The organism is Paenibacillus sp. N119s (assembly GCF_059447605.1).
In genome coordinates this window covers 1-20595 of sequence record NZ_JCAJRU010000073.1, presented here as the reverse complement: position 1 = coordinate 20595, position 20595 = coordinate 1, and the positions used below count along the sequence as shown (strand labels likewise).

At 47.4% G+C, this 20595-nt stretch carries 16 protein-coding genes and 1 pseudogene; 8 read left to right on the top strand and 9 right to left on the bottom strand.

Translation table 11 applies throughout. From position 1 onward, the window contains the following. Positions 1-915: 915 nt before the first annotated feature. Positions 916-1878 carry a glycoside hydrolase family 26 protein gene (locus tag AC5V8P_RS10920; RefSeq protein ID WP_064796775.1) on the top strand — a complete coding sequence of 321 codons (963 nt, stop codon included), beginning with the start codon at positions 916-918 and terminating at the stop codon, positions 1876-1878. 316 nt (positions 1879-2194) lie between these two features. Here the strand turns inward: AC5V8P_RS10920 and AC5V8P_RS10915 are convergent, their stop codons facing one another. Then, entirely contained in the window at positions 2195-2692 is a 498-nt protein-coding gene (locus tag AC5V8P_RS10915) for a CcdC family protein (protein WP_063213904.1), read from the bottom strand. Positions 2693-2856: 164 nt separating this feature from the next. Then, complete coding sequence (locus AC5V8P_RS10910; protein WP_064796774.1) at positions 2857-3333, bottom strand: disulfide oxidoreductase; 477 nt, start codon at positions 3331-3333, stop codon at positions 2857-2859. A 229-nt stretch (positions 3334-3562) separates the two neighbouring features. On the opposite strand from AC5V8P_RS10910, the gene AC5V8P_RS10905 reads away from it, so the two are divergent. Continuing rightward, the gene (locus AC5V8P_RS10905; RefSeq protein WP_063213906.1) at positions 3563-4189 is read left to right on the top strand and encodes a nitroreductase family protein; all 627 of its coding nucleotides are present in this window, start codon (positions 3563-3565) and stop codon (positions 4187-4189) included. 105 nt (positions 4190-4294) lie between these two features. On the opposite strand, the gene mprF is transcribed toward AC5V8P_RS10905, so the two are convergent. Continuing rightward, positions 4295-6937: a bifunctional lysylphosphatidylglycerol flippase/synthetase MprF gene (mprF, locus tag AC5V8P_RS10900; RefSeq protein ID WP_064796773.1), complete on the bottom strand. Its 2643-nt coding sequence runs from the start codon at positions 6935-6937 to the stop codon at positions 4295-4297. Between the two features lie 210 nt (positions 6938-7147). Between mprF and AC5V8P_RS10895 the strand changes: the two genes are divergently transcribed. The 3 genes from AC5V8P_RS10895 (at position 7148) to AC5V8P_RS10885 (ending at position 10022) form a co-directional block, all read left to right on the top strand. Continuing rightward, a complete protein-coding gene (locus AC5V8P_RS10895) occupies positions 7148-7909 on the top strand; it encodes an AAA family ATPase (RefSeq protein ID WP_064796772.1) in 762 nt (253 codons plus the stop codon). Positions 7910-8151: 242 nt separating this feature from the next. Continuing rightward, positions 8152-9432 carry an MFS transporter gene (locus tag AC5V8P_RS10890; RefSeq protein WP_331709512.1) on the top strand — a complete coding sequence of 427 codons (1281 nt, stop codon included), beginning with the start codon at positions 8152-8154 and terminating at the stop codon, positions 9430-9432. A 140-nt stretch (positions 9433-9572) separates the two neighbouring features. Further along, positions 9573-10022 (top strand): lactonase family protein, encoded by a 450-nt coding sequence (locus tag AC5V8P_RS10885; protein ID WP_064796771.1) that lies wholly within the window; start codon positions 9573-9575, stop codon positions 10020-10022. 198 nt (positions 10023-10220) lie between these two features. Here AC5V8P_RS10885 and AC5V8P_RS10880 read toward each other — a convergent pair whose 3' ends face one another. Both AC5V8P_RS10880 and AC5V8P_RS10875 read right to left on the bottom strand, forming a co-directional pair. Beyond that, on the bottom strand, positions 10221-11177 hold the full coding sequence (locus AC5V8P_RS10880) for an ArsR/SmtB family transcription factor (protein WP_063213911.1): 957 nt from the start codon (positions 11175-11177) through the stop codon (positions 10221-10223). A 271-nt stretch (positions 11178-11448) separates the two neighbouring features. Next, positions 11449-12417, bottom strand: coding sequence for a hypothetical protein (locus AC5V8P_RS10875; RefSeq protein ID WP_064796770.1), 969 nt, complete (start codon positions 12415-12417; stop codon positions 11449-11451). A 307-nt stretch (positions 12418-12724) separates the two neighbouring features. Between AC5V8P_RS10875 and AC5V8P_RS10870 the strand changes: the two genes are divergently transcribed. Both AC5V8P_RS10870 and AC5V8P_RS10865 read left to right on the top strand, forming a co-directional pair. Further along, positions 12725-13357 (top strand): NAD(P)-dependent oxidoreductase, encoded by a 633-nt coding sequence (locus AC5V8P_RS10870; RefSeq protein WP_064796769.1) that lies wholly within the window; start codon positions 12725-12727, stop codon positions 13355-13357. Between the two features lie 36 nt (positions 13358-13393). Further along, positions 13394-15041: pseudogene (locus AC5V8P_RS10865) on the top strand (NAD(P)H-hydrate dehydratase). Here AC5V8P_RS10865 and AC5V8P_RS10860 read toward each other — a convergent pair. Continuing rightward, on the bottom strand, positions 15025-15519 hold the full coding sequence (locus AC5V8P_RS10860; RefSeq protein WP_063213915.1) for a hypothetical protein: 495 nt from the start codon (positions 15517-15519) through the stop codon (positions 15025-15027). The pseudogene AC5V8P_RS10865 and the gene AC5V8P_RS10860 sit on opposite strands and share 17 nt — an antisense overlap. Before the next feature lie 171 nt (positions 15520-15690). Here AC5V8P_RS10860 and AC5V8P_RS10855 point away from each other — a divergent pair, with 171 nt between their 5' ends. Continuing rightward, complete coding sequence (locus AC5V8P_RS10855) at positions 15691-16527, top strand: HAD hydrolase-like protein (RefSeq protein WP_064796768.1); 837 nt, start codon at positions 15691-15693, stop codon at positions 16525-16527. Between the two features lie 226 nt (positions 16528-16753). Here the strand turns inward: AC5V8P_RS10855 and AC5V8P_RS10850 are convergent, their stop codons facing one another. The 3 genes from AC5V8P_RS10850 to AC5V8P_RS10840 all read right to left on the bottom strand — a co-directional run. Then, entirely contained in the window at positions 16754-18508 is a 1755-nt protein-coding gene (locus AC5V8P_RS10850; protein ID WP_064796767.1) for a methyl-accepting chemotaxis protein, read from the bottom strand. Positions 18509-18677: 169 nt separating this feature from the next. Continuing rightward, positions 18678-19709, bottom strand: a complete 1032-nt coding sequence (locus AC5V8P_RS10845; protein ID WP_063213918.1) for a ribonucleotide-diphosphate reductase subunit beta — start codon at positions 19707-19709, stop codon at positions 18678-18680. 20 nt (positions 19710-19729) lie between these two features. Further along, positions 19730-20595 (bottom strand): ribonucleotide reductase barrel domain-containing protein (locus AC5V8P_RS10840; RefSeq protein WP_495473632.1); only part of this gene is annotated, 866 nt, incomplete at its 5' end.

Here is a 20595-nt window from a genome sequence, read left to right as displayed (position 1 = left end):
TATCCTGCACGTTTGGAGCCTTCTTAACGCTGGCTTCTATTTTGCTATGGTTAAATTAGGTTTGAAGACACGCTCTAGATGAAGAATAGGAAACTAGGGGAGTAATAGTTTCACCTCGGAAAACCGAATTTGGCCCAAAGGCCGAATATCGGTTTTTTTTCGTTTTATGAGTGCCACGCCAACATTTTAAAAAGTAAACGCTATGCCTTCAGAGTGGCAGTGTAGTCCTGATAGACGTTAATGGTCCACCGTTGCTAACTATTCTGCACATGTGTTTATTTTCTAGGCTACTGATAACAAGATACGTTAAGTGTGTGATTATGAACCTTCCATATAGTCCAAAAATAGCAATAATTTGAATCCAAATTCATAAGAGTGAAACAAGCAAATTCCACTTATTACATACTTAGCCCCTACCACACTTTTCAGGGGGTGTTTGTTTATTGTTATACGAACTATTTTTTGATCTAATAGAACTATTTCAACCTTTTTTCTTGATGCCGATATAATTGAGGGCCGCAAAAGCGCAGTCCTATAGGCAGATGGAGATCGACTCGCTAAAACGAAAGACATGAAGGTTGCAAATCAGAATTGTCTTACTGAAAAGGAGGGGATTTACTAAAAAAAGACTCGTTACGGAACTCAGAATTGAGGAAAAACGGGGGTTTTGTTATGGACAAAAAGAATGATAAAAGTTGCTGGATAAAGCGATTGACCATAAGCCACCGGAAGATTGAGGCTGATAAGGGTCTCTCTAAAGATTGTACATCTAACTTATGATTGTGTCAGAATGTCAAAATTATTGTAGAAAATAAGAGAGCCCTGGGTTCTTGATAATTTCTTGTTTCCCGCATAACAAATCTTAAGTCTTGTGATTACAAGCAGCAAGATATAAGCATTAGGAGGAGAACCAATATGAATTCATTAAACAAAACGAAGAGCTTGATCAGCGCCCTGACGGGGGCTGCACTATTATTCTCGCTACCAATGACGGCAGGCGCGGAGAGCAATATCAACTATACTGGCATGTTCCTGGGCTATGATGGAAGTGTAAACACCAGTCCTGTCTGGACCTACAACCCTGACATTGTCTCCTATGATCTGCTGAACTGGAATCAGGGGGGGGCCGATGCAGCCTCAATTACCTCTAATAGTGCCTCCACCATCCAAGCTCTGGGGAAAATCGTCACCGTTTCCACCCACATGCCCAATCCACAGGGTGGAAATGTAAACGCCCCGATGTCTGATTCTGATTTTAATATCTTGGCCAATACAGACATTTCATCCATCAACTCGTCCAGCCCAGCATGGCTGCAAAATTATAAGGCTCAGGTTGACAATGTTGTGACCGGCTTGCAAAAGTTCAACTCATCCCCCGTGTACTATAGACCCTTCCATGAAATGAACGGAGGTTGGTTCTGGTGGGGAAACAAGAACACGACAGACTATAAGAACCTGTACATCAATCTGTACAATTACATGGTGACGACCCGTGGAATGTCCAACGTCAATTTTGTCTATGCCCCAAATAAAGGAGCCAACGCGGCTGCTTATTATCCGGGCTCTAGCTATGTCACATGGATTGGCATCGACGCTTACAGCGACGATCCGTCCAATGACAATGAAATTAAAATGGCTTACAATGACATCAAAGGACTTGGCAAAACGTATGGCTTCTGCGAAATTGGACCAGCCGTGGGTGGCGACCATGTGGATCGCAACAATAATCAGCTCAAGGAATTCGATTATTCGCTTTGGAACAACGCCCTGAATGAAGTCTACACTGGTGCAAGCTTCTTTATCACCTGGGATGGCGCTTATGCTCCGCAGAACAACACAAACGGCAGCACGCTGTTTACAAAGGAGAGCTCTCAGTAATTGCCTAGCTCCCGGCGTTCAGGCAGTACGGCATTAACGCATTAGTCCTAGGCTGACCGCAGAGTCTTGGGAGAGTAAGATGTTTTCAAGAACGACAACAAAAGTACCACCTTAGTGAGTTGGCCCTGTCATGTGGACAGTAATCAAAAAGCAATATTAAGCAACCTGAGTCCGATATTCATAAGGACTTAGGTTGCTTAGTTTTTGTCGAAAACGTTGAGGTTGATAGACTAAAAAAATCAAAAGACACGGCCTCCTGTTGGGAGAACATGTCTTTTGGGTCTACACAGCAATATGCACGTTAAATATCTGTTGGTCAGATGCGGAGTTCCTTCTCGTCTGGAGCGAACTGGCGATATTGAAAATACATACGAAGCCGCCAATGTAACAAGGTCCCGAAGGCTAGTATGAAAAATAGCCCTGCTGTTTGCGGTATGGTAATGTAATGCTGAATAAATTCATGCAGCAGCAATCGGATGATCAGCAGGCTGATCAGGATAAAAAAGAAGGCGCGTGAGCGTTGCACGAAAACCAGCCCTTCTTGCAACTCAAACTTGGTGCTGCGGATCAACGGGTAGGAAAAAATAAACCAGCCGATCAGAAAAGCCCCCAGCGCCCAAGCCCAGGGAACCCGTACTTCGGGCACCACAAACATCATAAAGCCAGTGCTCATGCCGAGCGGAGGAATGATGATTTTCTTGGCATTAATCGGGCGATGGCCTGTCTTCATACGGATGAAAATAGCCGATATAGCGATTAAAATCATGCCAAAAGTTGCGCCATATTGCAGCAATGGGGTGCTGATATGAAACATGGACTGGCCCCCTCTATAAGGAATATAAGCGTTATTGGACAGACTGCAAACCTTTTACATTATAGCACATATGCAATGGATATATTTAGTTACAGTCTGTCCTCCGGCAAGCGGATTATACGCCTCATGATGGTAAGAGGCCCTATAATCGGGTCTCTTTTATCTTATGCGAGTTCTTGGGCTTGTACCTCACCTGCGGCTGATTTTTTCTCTTGGCGCATGATATAAACCATCGCTGCAATAATAAGGATAAAAGCAATGAGTGCGAGAAACGGAATGGTGATGAACTCCAACCAATTCAAGTAATCCTGCTCACAGGATACTCTGCCGCAGGCCGTTGAAGTTTGTGTGGCTGCTTTGGCGGCTGCATGGATACGCTGAATAATAAAATGATAGGCTGAAATTGCACCTCCGATAATAGCTAACGGCATAACGTAAATGCGTATTTTCGTATCACCTCGAAAATATGCGATTCCAAGCAGAAGGGTCAGGGGGTACATCAGAATACGCTGGAACCAGCACAGCTTGCAAGGCTCATACCCCAGGATTTCACTGAGATACAGACTGCCCAATGTGGCCACACAGGCTACAACCCAGGCGGCAAATAAAGCAATATCCGTTTTTTTAAACGATCCGATCATAGTAACGCTCCTTTTTAATTCAAATGAGAACAGGATGAACTCATTGTGTCTTGTCCATCGGCAGGCATCTACCGATATGCATGTCTTTATCCGTATTGTACTGTATTTTGTGTGTAGGGTCATACTTAAACATATTGACATCATTCACTATCATTTTTATAATTGCAGTAGTTTGGGAAGTGAATAAAGGTTCAAGATATATATTAAGAAATTAGGAGTGTGCCCAGAAATGTCGAGCAGCCGTAAAAATGAAACCCTATCTGTTATTAGTGAAAGACATGCGGTAAAAAGTTATGTAAAAGATTTCAAAATGCCAGAGGAAGATCTGGAGGCTATTTTGACTGCCGCGGTGGAAGCTCCTTCCGCTTGGAACCTGCAACATTGGAAATTCCTTGTTATCGAGAGCGAAGCGGACAAACAAAAATTGCTGCCTATCGCCTACAACCAAGGTCAAGTAGCAGAGAGCTCTGTTACGATTGCCGTACTGGGTGATCTGGAAGCGAACCGCAATGCTGTCATTTATGATCAAGCGGTAGAAGCAGGCACACTGCCAGCGGAAATCCGTGACGCATTGGTAGGTCAAATCAATGGTGCGTACCAAAACCCGCAGGTGGCTCGTGATGCAGCCATCTTGAACTCTGCTCTTGCAGCACAAAACATTATGCTGGCTGCTAAATCTTTGGGCTACGATACTTGTGCAATGGGCGGCTTTATTCCAGCACAATTGATCGAGCAGTTTAATATTCCGGCACGTTACCTGCCAACCATGCTTATTAGTGTAGGTAAGGCACAAGTGCCAGCCCGTCCATCGGGACGTTTCCCACTGTCTGATGTTGTTGTAAAAGGCAGCTTCTAAGAAAAATAGCGAATATAAAAGGGTGTTCCCGCAATCATTTTGTGGTGGGGAACACCCTTTTTTACGTGTTTTTACTGTCAAATTCCTTTTGATTGTGTCTCTAGTTTAGTCTGAGCGTTTGGACACGAGATATACCAACTCCAGCGTCAGGATCGGCAGAAAAACTGAGGCCGGATAGGCCAGATAGCGCGGCTCCCACTGCGGTTTGAACTTATCCTTAAAGCGCCGGAGTCCCTGAAAGCCGTAAAAATGCCCTCCGTATTGAAAAACGAGCCGAGCCAGCTTTTCCTCTCGCAATGCCTTTTCGCTTTGTCCTACCTGGGATAACGGTGCCATGCCTAGATTAAAGGTCGTATATCCATTTTCCTTGGCCCACTCAATGACCCGTGTGAATAAGTAATCCATCGTTCCGTTTGGTGTGTCGGGCAGGTGACGCATGAGGTCGATAGAGACCGTCTGTCCATGATCATAAGCAGGGGCCATCGTGGCAAAAGCAATGACCTTCCCTTCAGAGTCCTTAAGCAATGCAATGGGAGCTAACTGAAGGTAAGATTCTTTGAACCAGCCAAGGGAATATCCCTTCTCCTTGCGCCCATCGAGCCAAATATCGGAGATATGACGCATCTCCTCAATCAACGCCGCGTCTAGAGGCGGCTGGATCATTTCGAACGAGTAGCCTTCGCGGTCAAAGCGATTTTTGGCGCTGCGCAGCGCCTGATTGCTTTTGCCTGTCAGTGTAAAGGACTCCAGCGGCACGAGCGCTTCCTCACCCAATTTAAAAAAGCGATAGCCGTTCTCGTGGTAGATGGACAAATACTCCGGTGATGCCTGATAAAATACAGCCGTCAACGCATATCGATCCGCGAACCGTTGGAATTCTTGAATGGCTTGACTCACAAGTTCTTTCGGACCGAGGGGGTCTCCTAATACAATCAGTTTGTCCCGGCTGCGAGCATAGGGGAGGACCACCTGATCGTCCTTGGTCCAATGCAGGTATTTATCGCCCAGAAAAAGCATATGAGAAACGAGATTACCACCTTGCCGTTCCAGAAATTCTTTCAGCTTAACCAGTTCCTGTGCGTCGGGGAGTTTGCCGATGCTACGCTGAGGACGAAGAAAGAAATACACTGTCAGGAATACCCATGCCAAAATCAAACTAAATACGGCCGTAACTCCGTAATCGCTGCGGTTCATAAAAAAGTCCAGGTGGACCTTGGCATGTATATGACGCATAAATGGAGTGTTGGAGCCTGCCCCAATCATAAAATAAGCTCCGGTTACGAGTAGAGATAATCCGCCCCATATTAAAATGTTGTGTCGATTCAGCGGCGCACTGACCCGATAAAACCGTGAACGTGAAATCCACAGCATTAACGCCACGAACAGCAGGAATAAGGCTTCTTCAAAATCCAGACCTTTGGTGAAGGTGAAAATAGCCCCTGTCAGCAGCAGTATCAGGGTCAGCCGCAATGCTCTGCGAATACGCAGAGAAATTCCGTGAGACAGGACGACCAGCATAATTCCGATGATGACCGAGATTTCATGCGATAAGCGCATAACAGGCAGACTGAGCAAATGTTCAGCAAAACGGAGCCGATACAGTAGACCGGGTGTAGCGGCTGACAATAGAAGTACCACGCCGGAGATGAGTACCAGCTTCCCGAGCGCCCATACCCCCAGATCGGCTAAAAATCGAAATTGACCAGGCCAGCTCCATACTTTCTGCCAGGCATTGAGGGAGTAATCCCAGCCTGTCTCCGCGAGCTGGCTTAGGCGCTCGTTACGCGGAATCATTTCCAGTGCGGCTAATACCAAGCCGATGAGCCACGGGATGATGAAATAAAAGACGCGAAAGACCAGCAGCACAGCCAGCGCACGATCCGAGTTGGCTCCAGCCATTTGCAGCCCGAGCAGGGCAATAATATCAAATGCACCGACGCCTCCGGGCGCAAGGCTGATTAACCCAGCAATTGCGGCTATCACATAAATACCGAACACAGCATAGAGCGGCAGTTCATGGAGCAAGTGTGTACCGATCCATGCAAAGGTAAGACCGGCCAGCAGCCATTCCAGCAGAGAGGCGCCAATGGAGGCAGAGATGGTGAACCAGGAGAGTTGTCCTTCCCCCTTGTTGAACCAGGTGGCATACCTTTTGGAGCGCTGCATGATCAGAAATAGAGGCAGGTACAGTGCCATTCCCCACAGCGCCCAATGAAGCCATGGATGAGCATCCAGCACAGGCTGCACCGGATACAGATGGACAATAGCGCCCCAAGCCAGCAAAGATAGTCCGGTAATTACGACAGGCGAAAGAAATACGACTGCCGAGGTGATGACACCCAATGGCACACCGCTCTTTTTATACAGCACTGTGCGTAGTCCAGCGCCTGTAAAGCCTGCAAAGCCGAATACATTATTGAAGGTATTGGAGATCCATGCGTACCGGAACGTCGCTCCAGGCTTGATTTGAAGCTTAAAATGATGCCTGATTACATAATCGTATGCACTCATAGCTGCCACCGCTACCAGTGAGAACAAGCCGATTTCAATGAGAAACATGGCATCCATTCGCCGCAGCTCATGAAGCATCCGTGCCAGATTAAAGTTTTTTAGCTCTCGTCCAGCCTCCCATATAATAAAAGCCAGTACAGCCAGCGGTAGCAAAATACGTGTCAATCGCTGCCTGTAGATGGTCATTAAGTACTGTACGATTTTAAAGGATTGGATCGGTTTGTGATTTGACTTCATAGATTCACCTGCTTGAAAAGAATGAGATATACATAGAATGAAGAGCTTGGATGTCATGACTGATGAACATTACTATATATTATACCTATAATAATGGCTTGAATAACAACAGAAGGGTTACGAAATGGGAGTTCAGATTGATTGCTGTAAATAATTCCAATATAATGATGGAATACCTAGTAAATTGCTTGGCAATGGAGCTGACTGAATATGAGTATATGGGATCGCAATCTTTTTATACGTCGATTGGAGCTTTTGTGGCCACCAGATGCTGACAGGAGCCAATACCCTTTTAACCTAAAGGCTCTTCATCAGTGGAATGAACTCAAATTTCATCCCTCCGTTACCTATATTGTTGGCGAAAACGGCGTAGGCAAATCGACGCTTATGGAAGCAATCGCAGTTGCATGGGGATTTAATCCAGAGGGTGGCACTAAAAATTTTAATTTTTCTACACAAGCCACGCATTCCTCGCTGCATGAGCATATCCGGCTGGTGAGAGGGATCGAAAAGCCGAGGGATGGCTTCTTTTTCCGAGCGGAAAGCTACTATAATGTAGCGACCCATATCGACGAGCTGGATCGCGAGGGGGGAGGTCGACCCATTCGAGATTCGTACGGAGGGAAGTCGCTGCATGAGCAGTCGCATGGCGAGTCTTTTTTTGCGGCATTTGTGCATCGATTTGGAGGTCACGGATTGTATATTTTGGATGAACCGGAGGCAGCGCTATCGCCCTTACGTCAGATGGCCATGCTTGCACGGATTCATGAGCTTGTGCAGCAGGGGTCACAGTTTATCATTTCTACCCATTCCCCGATCTTGATGTCTTATCCAGATTCGATCCTGTATCATCTGACACATGAAGGAATCGACACACGGACGCTGGAGGAAACCGATCATTTTATCATCACCAAACAATTTCTGAATAACAAGGACAGGTTATTGCAGGAGCTATTCGAAGATTCACAATAAGGATTAGGGAGTTGGCAGGATCCACATCGATGAGAAGGGAAACCGTATGAGTTCAAATCTCGCTATAGTTATTCAGCGGATATCGGCTTTCAAGGTAGCAGCGCTGACTGCACAGGCCCCTTGAAGCCTGTGAATTCTTTTGATATTCCATCTGCAGAAATTCAGACATTTGATTATGATATTGCGATAGCTGTGTCGAAAGTATTTTATGATTGTTATTTGCCGCCCGCTCTATTAATATAATGAAGAGTTTTGCTAAATGGTTGCAAAATAAATATTTCGTATACGAAATAAAGACCCTGAGGAGGACAAAACGCAACATGTCGGATTCACAACAGTTGAAAATGGGGCCGCTCGTTATTTTGATGATTAATATGTTTATTGCCATGCTGGGAATTGGACTCATTATTCCAATCCTCCCCAAGTTCATGGGCTCCTTGGGCGGCAGTGGCGAAACGGGAGGTTATCTGGTTGCCGTGTTTGGCTTGACCCAGTTTATGTTCTCACCATTAGCTGGGGAATGGTCCGATAAATACGGACGTAAAAAAATGATTATTATCGGTTTGATCATCATGACCGTGTCTTCTGCGTTGTTTGCGATTGGAAACTCGTTGACCATGCTTTATATTTCCCGTTTGCTCGGAGGCGCGGGCGCGGCATTTATGATCCCTCCAATGATGGCTTATATTGCAGACATTACAACAGTCCATAACCGAGGCAGAGGAATGGGGTTGCTGGGGGCCGCTATGTCGCTTGGCTTTGTGATTGGTCCTGGTTTGGGTGGCTTTTTGGCACATACCTCGATGCGCACGCCCTTATATGTTTCGGCGGGGGTATCGGCCGTGGCTGCGCTAATCTCTTTGATTTTACTGCCTGAAACCTTGTCATTGGAGAAACAGTTGAAATTTCGGAATGTTAAGGTGAAACGGGACAATGTGATTAAACAGTTTGCCCTTTCTTTTCGCAAGCCTTACTTTTTGCTGCTGATTATGATATTCACGTTAACCTTTGGCCTGACGCATTTTGAAACGATGTTTCCCTTCTTTGTAACGGGCAAGTTTCACTATAATGAGGGTGATATTGCCACCATCATTACGGTAGGCGCGTTGGTCGGAACTATAATTCAAGCTGTGGTTATTAGTCCAATGTTGAACCGTTTTGGTGAAAAAGGTGTGATTATCGGTTCTTTCCTCTTTTCCGCAATTTCCCTTGTGCTTATGTTGCTCTCTGGAAACTTTTATTATGTACTTGGAGTATCGCTTATCTTCTTTACCGCGACGTCGTTGCTGCGACCAGCCATTAATACTGCTTTATCCAAAATGGCAGGGGATGAGCAGGGAGTTGCAGCCGGGATGAACAATGCTTATATGAGTATTGGTAATATTCTGGGGCCTGCGCTTGCCGGTACATTGTTTGAGGTGCATATCAATTTGCCGTACATTTTTGGAGCGGTCATTCTCATACTTAGTTTGGGGCTGGCTGTAAAATGGAAAAGCAGAGATACGCAATCCACAGCGGTTTAATGTAATTTTCACTATAAAATAGTCTCTTTTGGTGTGAACTGTGACGTTCTTATGAACCACAGATTGCAGCGGAAGAGGCTATTTTTTTATGTACAAAGCCAGATAATTTGTGAGTAATACGCAAAAGGAGCTGGGATTGGATGGAAGAGCAGAAAGAGCAGAAAGAGCAGTTATTTTATATAGGTGCTTTGCATATGGACAATGGCGATTTTCGTATGGTTGGAGGCGTGGAAGGAGTTGAAAGACCTTCTTTTCTGGCACTGCATCCGAATGGAACGAAGTTGTATGCGGCCAGTGAAACAGACCAAGGCGAACTATACACCTATCAGGTGAACACGCAGACAGGGGAATTGCATCCTTTGGATCGAAAAGGAACGGAGGGGGCACATACTTGCTATGTCTCCGTCACATCAGATGGAAGATATGTGCTGGCTTCCAACTATTTCGGGGGCAATGCCGTTGTATTCCCTGTGACAAAAGCAGGAGGGTTGGGAGACATGACGGGGCAGGTTCAGCGTTTTCTGTATGTATCTAACCGAGGGCACGATAGCATCGTACTATTCATGTCGATCTGGACAGCAGCAAGCTGAAGACGATCGAATGGGTCGAGACTTTCGGCAGCACGCCGCGTATGTATTGGAGGTTCCTTCACCGGTGTGTATTGAACCTGCGCGCTAATTACACAGCGTATGGCAAAAAGGGGCCAAAAAGGACGATGCGAAAGTAAAACACGGCGTTTTGTCCCACAAGGGCAAAACACCGTGTTCAGATTTTGAAAGGGCTAATTACTACTTGCTGCTATCGCCAGCTTCTACCGTTGCTGTTTTGGTATGGTTTTCGGCAGGTTTGTAGTACAACCGGAACAGGATATCCTGATTGTAGTTACCGAACCCGGTACCGAACAGGGTTACCCCTCCAATATGCTGGGCATCATCCAAAATGGCGATACGGAATTTCCATTGCTTCTGATCAATCAGCACATCGTTTAGAGTCACATCGGATATCTGCTTCCCATCCATAAAGGTACCTTCGGACGTCACGCGAAGTCTCTTCAGCAGACCGTATTGATTGATAAAATCAGGCCACCAAGAAGGTGTATATTTACCACGGTTATCACCAAAATCTCCTGGGCTGGTCCATGTGCCCAAGTTCACATCATTTAAGAAAAATGTGATGTCTGAAGGCCAATTATCATTGGTAAAAGGGGCTTCCGATGATAATTCCATCGAAATCTCCAGTTCCTCAGCTTTTTGACTAGACAATAGGAAATTCGGTACTTTATAATCCATATACCCTTGGCTAAACCACAGAATTTTGGAATTGAAGCGTTCAGGGTCCAAAAACGAACGAGGCTCATCGAATTCTCCGATAATCTTTTCGACGGTGGCCAGACCGCAGGTTGGCTGAATCTCAAAATCTGTAAAGTGCCCGACGGAAATTTCTGTCTGATGAAACTGCCGTACATCCTGCTGATAGCGTGGCATGGCAATTTCAATTTTGTCTGTGGCCAATGAGCATACCTTCTGAACCCCGCCTCGTCCGGGTAGCATTTTAGTCGAAATAATGGATGCTCTCTCCAGTTTCTTGACATGCATCGTCATAATCGCACTACTGAGTCCCAGCGCTTCCGCCAGCTCACGTATATTCATAGGCTTCTCCGCAAGCAGAACAATCATGTTCAGCCGAACCTCACTGGCCAGCGCTTCATAAACGGGAAGTGATTTTTCAGAAATGTCCAGTTGCATAGTTCCTCCAATTCTAACGCACATCATAAATTGATGGTAGTTTAACATATATGGATTTTTTTCAATATTCATACATATAAAACGATATGATTTACATTTATATAAACAATATACCCTTTCCTTGATCGTTGGCACAAGCCTAACCCTGCAAAAAGGCAAAAATTGTTCAAAAAACAGGACATCCCATGCAATCTTTCTTTGTTTGTTGGGATGTCCTGTGATGGTATGTGTTTTACGAGATGTATACGGGATCTATTCCATGCAACTGATATTAGGACCGCATATGTTCGTCAGCTAAAGAAGAATCTGCGGCTGAATCTTTGTCAGGTGTGTGTAATTCCTGGTGCTGTGAAGCATCGGCCCTCATCAAGCCAGGATGACCCACATAAGGACGATCACTTCGCGAGCGGCCTCGGGTAAGTCGGAAGCCAATCAGGAACAGCGCAAGTTGTGCAGCCAGTATGTAGGGAGACGCTTCTGGTCCGAGCCATTGAAAAAGGGCAACAACGGCAATGACCATGCACAACAGGCTTGTTGGGAAATGGGATGCTGTCACGTCCAAATCATTTTGTTTACGCAGGGTCATTAGACGATAGACATACAACAAGGCGATCAAGCCAGAAACGAACCTTATCCAAGCATATCCTATAACCCATGAGGCAGATTGGGAAGTCTCGGGTAGACTAACATTGACATTGCTGTAGGTTATCAGTTCCACAACGAGTCTTGAGATCAACCATACAATTCCTGCCAGCGCGAGCGGTCCGGCTGCTGGGCGCAATAGTTTCCATAATGCCGTTCCCCAGCCTGGAGCATGGGATTCCAGCAGAACAAGTCGCCGTTCCTCAATAAGTTTGTTCATTTCACGCTCCAGTGATTTGAGAAGTAGCTCCCGGCGGAACGTATCACATTCCCGGAGGGATGCTTGAACCTGCTCCTGAAGGTGAGGGGTCAAATAGGGAGCGGCTTTAGCTTCCTGAAGAGCATGGATTAGTCCCTTCTGGTGCTGCTGTTTATCGCTGTTGTTAAGAGCGCTCTGGGTAGCTGTCTGGAGATAACCAGCTAGCCGGCCATAGATACGGAGTGATTCCTGTAATTCTTCCAGCCGCTGCTGACGCGAATTTCGAAGCTGGGCTGCACTGTGAACATACAGCCATACCAGCAAGGACAACGCCAGCAGGCAGGCAATCAGACCGGGTGAGATATATGCAGCTAATGCCGCAAAGTCCGTTGGGGACACCCGCAATCCCTCCTTCCATTGTTCTTTCTACACTATTGCACAGACTACACAGGCATTTCAAGGGCTTGTATATCTCTAACCAAGAACTATAAAGTATTTTTTGGTAAAATAGACAAGATTACAGCAGGAAGGGGAGTTCGGCATGAATAAAAATATAAAAATTGTAACAGAACATCATGAGAGCCGGAAGGGATGTACTGGCGACAGCCGGGAGGACTGTAAGCTGGAATCCTGCACGAGTTTGAGCTGCTTATAAAACGGATAAATAACAGTAAGAAAATTATAGATAGGAAGAAGGCACGTTAATATGAAGGTTATTATTTTCGGAGCAACAGGAACAATTGGTAAAGCGTTAGTAAAGGAAGCAATCAAACGTAAGTATGAGGTGACGGCAGCAGTGCGCGATCCGCAACGTGTGACAGAACAAAGTGAATATTTGACGGTGGTTCAGGCAGATATTCTAAACCCGAACTCCATTACAGAGGTAGCCAAAGGACACGATGCAATCATTAGCGCATATGGTCCCAAGTTTGGTGCTGAGGAGGAACTGCTTGAAGTGACTCGGTCTTTGCTAGAAGGAACCCGGCGGTCTGGCGCAGAGCGCATCCTTGTGGTTGGCGGAGCGGGTAGTCTGAAAACAGAAAACGGTGAACGCCTCATGGATACCGCTGAGTTCCCGGGGGAAATCAAGCCACTGGCGGCTGCGCACGCTGATGCACTGGAACTGTACCGTGTTGCGGATGTAGACTGGACATATTGTAGTCCTGCCGCAATTATTGAACCGGGAAAACGTACAGGACAGTTCCGTATTGGTTTGGATCACTTGGTGGTTGATGAGTTAGGTCATAGTCGTATCTCCGTTGAGGATTATGCGGTAGCCCTGATTGATGAATTAGTGGAAGGGGAATTTGTCAATTCCCGCTTTACTGTCGGATATTAAATCAAGAGGGACTGGCTATAGGGGAGGCGAAAAAGCATGTATATGGTGACCGCAGAACAAATGCGGCAATTGGATCGATACACGATTGACAAGCTTGGCATCCCGGCCCTTACCTTGATGGAAAATGCCGGACGTGCAGTAGCAGACGAGGTACTGAAGCTTTGTGCAGAGGGAGATAGGAAGAGCGGTGTCATAAAAAAGGTTACACACACAGGGCCGGGAGATGTACCGGGTCATGGTGGTGTTATACGGACGGATACATGGAGCCGAGAGCAGCATGCCGTACGTGAACGAGCACACTGGTATATCCTCGTAGGTAAAGGCAACAACGGTGGTGACGGATTGGTAGCAGTACGCCATCTGACCGATGCGGGCCTGCGCGCCACCGTTGTGTATGCCGAGCCGCCTGAAGCGCTGCGCGGTGAAGCGGCTGCCCAGCGCGATATCATCGCGGCGCTGGATATCCCGGTTATCCTCTATGGTCAGGATAACCTCGACCTGCGCGGTGCCTCCGGCATCGTCGATGCCCTGCTGGGCACGGGCACGCAAGGACCACCGCGCGAACCTTACGCCTCGCTGATCCGCGAGGCCAATGCCAGCGGCGCGCCAATCGTGTCGGTAGACGTGCCTAGCGGCCTCGACGCCGACACAGGTGCGCTGCACGAGCCGTGCATTCGTGCGAGTGTCACCGTATGCCTCGCCTACTTGAAGTGTGGGCTCGTCCAATATCCGGGCGCCGGAACCGCTGGTGATGTGGTGGTACGCTACATCGGTATCCCGCCTGGCCTCGCCCGTGAGTGCGGCGTGCAGGTGCAGCTCCTGACCGGCGATACGCTGCACGATGCGCTGGGCGTAGATGTCAGCCGCAGCCGTGAGCCGGACGGGCACAAGGGCACCTATGGCCACGTTCTGGTCGCGGCAGGTAGCCTGCGCATGAGCGGTGCGGGCCTGCTGGCCGCACGTGCCGCCTTGCGCATCGGCAGCGGCCTTGTGACGTGGGCCGTGCCCGAGGCGCTGCTTCCGCACGTCATTGGCGCCGCGCCGGAGCTGATGCTCGCTGCCGCAGCAACAGGCAGAGACGGCGAATGGAACGCCGACTCCGCAGACGAGCTGCTCCAGCTCGCGCAGGCGCGCGATGTGCTGGCCGTCGGGCCCGGCCTCGGCCGCTTCGCAGGAGACACTGGCTGGCTGCGCCACCTGTGGGAGGAATACAGCGGTCCGCTTGTGCTTGATGCGGACGCCTTGAACATCCTCGCCTCAGCGGGGCCTGAGCTGAAGGCCTGGAAGCCGAGGAATGCGGCGGTCGTGCTAACGCCGCACCCCGGTGAAATGGCTCGTCTGCTGGGCATACCGACAGCAGAGGTGCAGCGTGACCGAATCAGCCATGCACGGGATTATGCCCGGACACACGGAGTCACGCTGGTGCTCAAAGGAGCACGCACGGTCATCGCGTGTCCTGACGGAACGGCCTACGTCAATACCACAGGCCACGCCGGGATGGCGACAGGGGGGGGCAGGCGATGTGCTGACAGGCATCATCGCAGGTTTGCTGGCCCAAGGCTTGAGCGCTTCCCAGGCAGCAGCCTTTGGCGTGTATTTGCATGGGGCGGCTGGAGAAACGGCCGCGCGCCATCGTCAGCATCCCGCCTCAGTGGTAGCTGGCGACATTATTGAAGCCCTATAATCCATAGCAGTAGTGGCAGGAGGAAGGCCAGTATAATCTGTACTTCATATTCACGGTTCAGCCAGTGCCTTCCCCCATAATACAGCAGTGTAATTCCTGCACCTGCCATGCCGTTGCTCCATAATATGCCTGTTCCCGCAGGCGACATCAAAGATCCTAGCAGAAGAAAGACACTGAATCCTACGGCAAGGTATAGTGTGAATTGCTCAGGCTTGCGAAGCCAAGGGAAAAGATCATATAGGGCATCAGCGGCAAGAGCTGCCGGTAGGGCAAAGCCATAGGCCCACAACTGTGCGGTCAGTTCACCGCTATTACCTGCTATAGTTACAGGCAGTCCCGTGATTTCCTCTGTCAGATAGCAGTAAAGCCATAAGAGACCAAAAACCAATCCTCCACAGGCTAGCTTATTCAGGGCATAACATCCAAGCTCCATGCGCCAAGGCATTTTGGAATTGAATTCATTCCAAGGCTGTCTCATATTGGCGATTCCCTCCTCATTCGATTTGGTGAATCAAAACCATTCCAGGGATTTATTATCAATTACAATCCGCTTACCATTTATGACATTTGTGTTTACGTTAGCTGTGTATCATGTTCCTAAGCGAAATAAAGATTGCGGATAGCCGCGGTACGGAAAGGCGAGGATTGTATGATACAGGCGGTTATTTTTAATCTGGAAAGTACTTTGCTAGACCCCGGAGGACGGGGCTTGATTCAGGGAATGCGCGATATTTTCAGGTGGAAGGGTATACATCTAACTGAAGAACAGGTATCTCATGGACGGGGACTGCCCATCCGGGATCATATTGCGAGTGTGCTGGGGCTTGCAGAGGTTCGTAGAAAATGGCTGGAGTGCTTTGGTGTGCATCCTGGCAGAGTGGATATTGAGCATATTTATCTTGAGCTTGTCCCTGTTCTCCGCTCTTTGATCCAGGGCGCTGAGACTGCTGCTGGTATAGATAGGGCGCTGCAGGAGTTGCAGGATCGCAACATTCAGTCAGGCGCTACTGCCTCCTGCCCGATGGAAATGCTGAGTCACGTGTTCACGCCTGTACAGTCACCCTATACGCTGGATTGTATGGTAACCCCTTGTGAAGTTTCACAGGGGAGGCCTTATCCGTGGATGATCTATGAAATTGCACATCGCTTACAGGTATTCCCGCTTAGCGATATTGTGAAGGTAGGAGATACAGCAGTCGATATGCAAGAAGGACGAAATGCTGGCGTTTGGACGATTGGTGTGTTGAACCATAACGTGGGCGATCTGACTACAGATCACACTACAAGCTGTGAAACGGACGACAGGGTGGCTGAGGAACGACGCAGACAGAATATATATGGTTTGAAAAGGGCAGGGGCTCACCTTGTGATGAACTCGGTCGCTGATCTGCCGCGTATTTTGCGTGAAATTGAAATGCTCCAGCATACGGGAGGTTATCCTTCGTATATGAAACCGAAGAAAACAGCTGCGATTCCTCCATCATGAGAATAACGGCATAACTTTTAAGTACTTGCTAGACCTTCTATGTTATATATGTATGCATCTAGCTGGATAACGGTGTACACAGCTCGGGTATCTACACTGAAAAGGAGCATTCGCTACTTTAACGGATGCTCCTTTTCAATATACTCCTTTTCGTCTATAAAATGACCCGTAAGAAGGACACTTTGAATCAAGTGTCCTTCTTACGGGTCACAGTTCACCGACATTATTACTGGTCTGAACTTTTCACCCGGAACTGATCAGCATGACGCTGTAAATTATTTGATAGTGTGGTCAGATTACGGGCTACATCGGATAGTTCTTTTACCGCTTGAGCCTGTTTCTGTGCGCTGGCGGATACATCTTCCGTCATTCCGGCCGTCTGCTGTGCCGCGCTGGCTGTGTGATTCAGATGCTGATCTACGCTGTGACGTACTTCCTGCATTTCTGTCGTCAGTTGGGCCAGATGTGCAGCTAATTCCTCAACTTCCTCTGATACCTGAGAGACCTTGTCAACAGACTGTAGGCATAATGCGATTTGTTTTTCTTGTTCATTGACGGTGTTTATATTTTCATCAAATTGATCGCCCATTTGCTCAATCTGCTCGACAAAACTACTTAGAATCTCATCGATTTCACGAATAGAAATAGCAGATTGTTGGGCAAGTTGCCCCATTTCATGAGCTACGACGGAGAACCCTTTGCCGGCTTCGCCTGCACGCGAGGCTTCAATCGAGGCATTAAAGGATAAAATTTGCGTCTGCTTTACGATGCCCTGTACCTGCTGCCCGATGTTAGCTGCTTCGCGCGATTTTTCGATTAGTGCATGTGACATCCGCTGCATCTGCTTGATCCGCAGGGCGCTTTCTCGTCCCTTCTCCAATAGCAGTTCATGTTCACTGGCTACCTGATTACGGACCTCATTAAGATGACGCGCCGTATCCGCAAATTGATGTACATGGCTTCCAACCTCATCCAGTGTTTGTCCTAAGCGGTCAGATTGCTGAACCGATTCTACCGTCTGAGCTGCTTGATTTGTAGATACATCGGCAATTTGCTGGAGTGTGCGGGACAATTCCTCCGTTTGGTGAAGTGTTTCTTCTGTTGTCACGACGATATTCTCCGATGCTTGCTGAAGCGTACCTGAACTGCTTTGAATATCCACAATCATATTGGACATGGCTTTCACCATCCGGTTCGTCAAGCCGCTGATTTCACCTAGCTGATCATATGTAACTTGCTGCGATGTAACTGTAAGATTGCCGTCAGCTACATGCTCCAGTGTATCTTTAATGAGGCGCACCTGACGCAGTATTCGACGGGTTACCAACATCATTACCGCAATGGAGATGATCAGAATGATGGAGACCACAGGGATAACTAGCCGGTAGGCCTCAGGCAGTGTTTTCTCGTATACTTCAGTTACAGAGGCGAGGGATCTATCAATTCCCAGATAACCTATGATGGTTCCATCTGTATCCTTAATGGGTGTAAAGGAAGAAAACATCGTTCCCCAATCAGGGTCAACTGTAATATCTGTAGTTACCGTCTCCCCTTGTTTCAATCTATCTGCCGTTTCTTGGCGGGTGAAACTTACAGGGCTTCCGAAAGGGCTGTATTCTTTGTCGTCCCAATCTGCTCCGTCCACCGTAAGCTTCCACTCATCGCCAGCACGATTGAACATATACATATACAGGACTCCGCTTTGCAGCCTAAGCGTATTTAACTCGTTCCGAAGTTCTTTATACTCGCTGCTCTGCTCGGATGGATTCGTATTTAAGCCTTTGACAGCTGATTTGTCCAGTAGCTTGGCTGTATTCACCGCCAACGTTTCATTGTTGAGCTGCATGGTTGATAGAGAAGCATTCTGAATCGATTGTTTGGTCGTCCACAGGATCATGACGCCAATTACAACTAAAGGAATGAGCAAGATGAAGTAGAGTTTGGATTGTAATCCCATTCTTTTTTTGACTTTGCTTTTCATAATATGCTCCTTACTATATGATTTCACCTTCATATATATCGTGTTCAAATAGGAAAATATGAATAGTAATTCATATGTTTCATGAAAATTATGCACATTTGCGCAAATTCCATCTCATAAAAAAAGCCCTAACTCAGTAGGTACTGAGTTAAGGCTTGTAGTATATAACTTACAAATCATCAAATCCGTTGTCGTCTCCGACCTTGCCGTAATTGCGTGATTTTGCTTCAAAAAAGTCTGTTTTTGTTGCGTTCAGGGCTTCATCTGAAAATGGCTTGATCCAAGGCATACTATTTACATCTACACCCTCATAGGCTTTGTCCATCCCCAGAAGTCTCAGACGCATATTTGCCATGTATTTGATATAATCGCTCAGCTCGTTCAAATCAATGCCGCGAACCTCTTTGAGCGTATAATGCGCCCAATTCGTTTCCAGCTCCACAGCGCGGTCGATCATACGATAGACATAGTCCATGTTCTCTTTCGTGTTGAGCTCAGGGAAATCAGCCAAAAGCTGCTTGAACACTTCGGCAAAGAAATAGCAATGCTGATTTTCGTCGCGCTGAATATACGAGATCATCTGGCTGGTAGCCATCATTTTTTGGTCACGGGCCAAATTGTAAAAGAAAGCAAATGTACTATAAAAGAAAATACCTTCCAGAATCAAATCGGCTACCATTGCTTGGAAAAAGGTTTGCGGATTCTGCTCATCGCGGAATTCCTGATAGATCGCCGAGATGAATGTGTTGCGTTCCAGCAGGACAGGATCGTTTTTCCAATATTCAAAAATTTCTTTCTGCTCCTGATCCGATACCAGGGAAGATAGCACGTAAGAGTAGGACTGGTTATGCACGACTTCCTGTTGTCCAATAATGGCCGAAATGGCTTCCAGCGAAGAGTCGGTAAAGTACCGCTTTACATCTCCGACAAACATGGTTTGCATGGAATCCAGCACGGCCAGCAGGCCGATATTGATTTTAAAGGTGCGCTGTTCTTCAGCATCCAGCATAGGGAACTGGGACGCATCCTTGGACATTGGAATTTCATCCGGAATCCAGTGGTTCAGCAGCAGTACTTTATATAGCTTGTACATATGCGGCATCCGAATATCATTCCAGTTCAGAATACCGGAGTTTTCGCCTTCAATAATACGGGTAGAGCGGTTAGGCGCTTCTGTATTAAAAATCTTTTGTAACTGCATGAGAGCCTCTCTCCTTTAGTTTAGGATGCGCAGCTTTCGCATTCTTCAATCGTCAGCGCGCGGCTGCGTACATAATAGGTCGACTTCATACCCGATTTCCAGGCATGGATGTGCAACGCCAAAAATTCGGTAGCTTTGATATCTGGGCGCACATACAGGTTAAAGCTTTGACCTTGGTCAATATGACGCTGACGTGCAGAAGCCATATTGATCGAAGCATGCTGATCCAGCAGGAAAGCCGTTTTGTAGTACCAGATGGTTTTTTCATTTAAGTCTGGTGCAGGGTTTGCGATCTTGTAGGTCGTTTTCTCTTCATAGGAAAGCAACTCATACAATGGATCGATGCTAGCGGTAGAGCCTGCGATGATGGATGTGGAACCGTTAGGCGCGATGGCGAACAGCCATGCGTTGCGGACTCCGTTTTGTTTGACTTCTTCCGCAAGCTCGCTCCACTCAGACGTAGTGACGAATTTGCCTTCACGTGTACCGTCTGTATAGCCACGGGAAGTGAAATAATGTCCAGTCGCCCAGTCGGAACCCTCGAATTTGGCATAACGGCCTTTTTCCTTCGCTAGCTCCATGCTGGATTTTACAGCCAGGTAGTTGATTTTTTCATATAAATGATCGTTATACGTTACCGCTTCATCGGACTCCCAACGGATGCCTTCAAGTGCAAGCAGATGATGCAGTCCAAATGTACCCAGACCGACTGCACGGTATTGGCTGTTCGTGTATTGTGCTTGCAGCACTTCAATGTTGTTGATATCAATAACATTATCCAGCATACGTACCTGAATCGGCACGAGACGATCCAGCACACCAGCCGGAACGGCACGAGCCAGATGAATGGAGTTCAGATTGCATACCACAAAGTCGCCAGGAATTT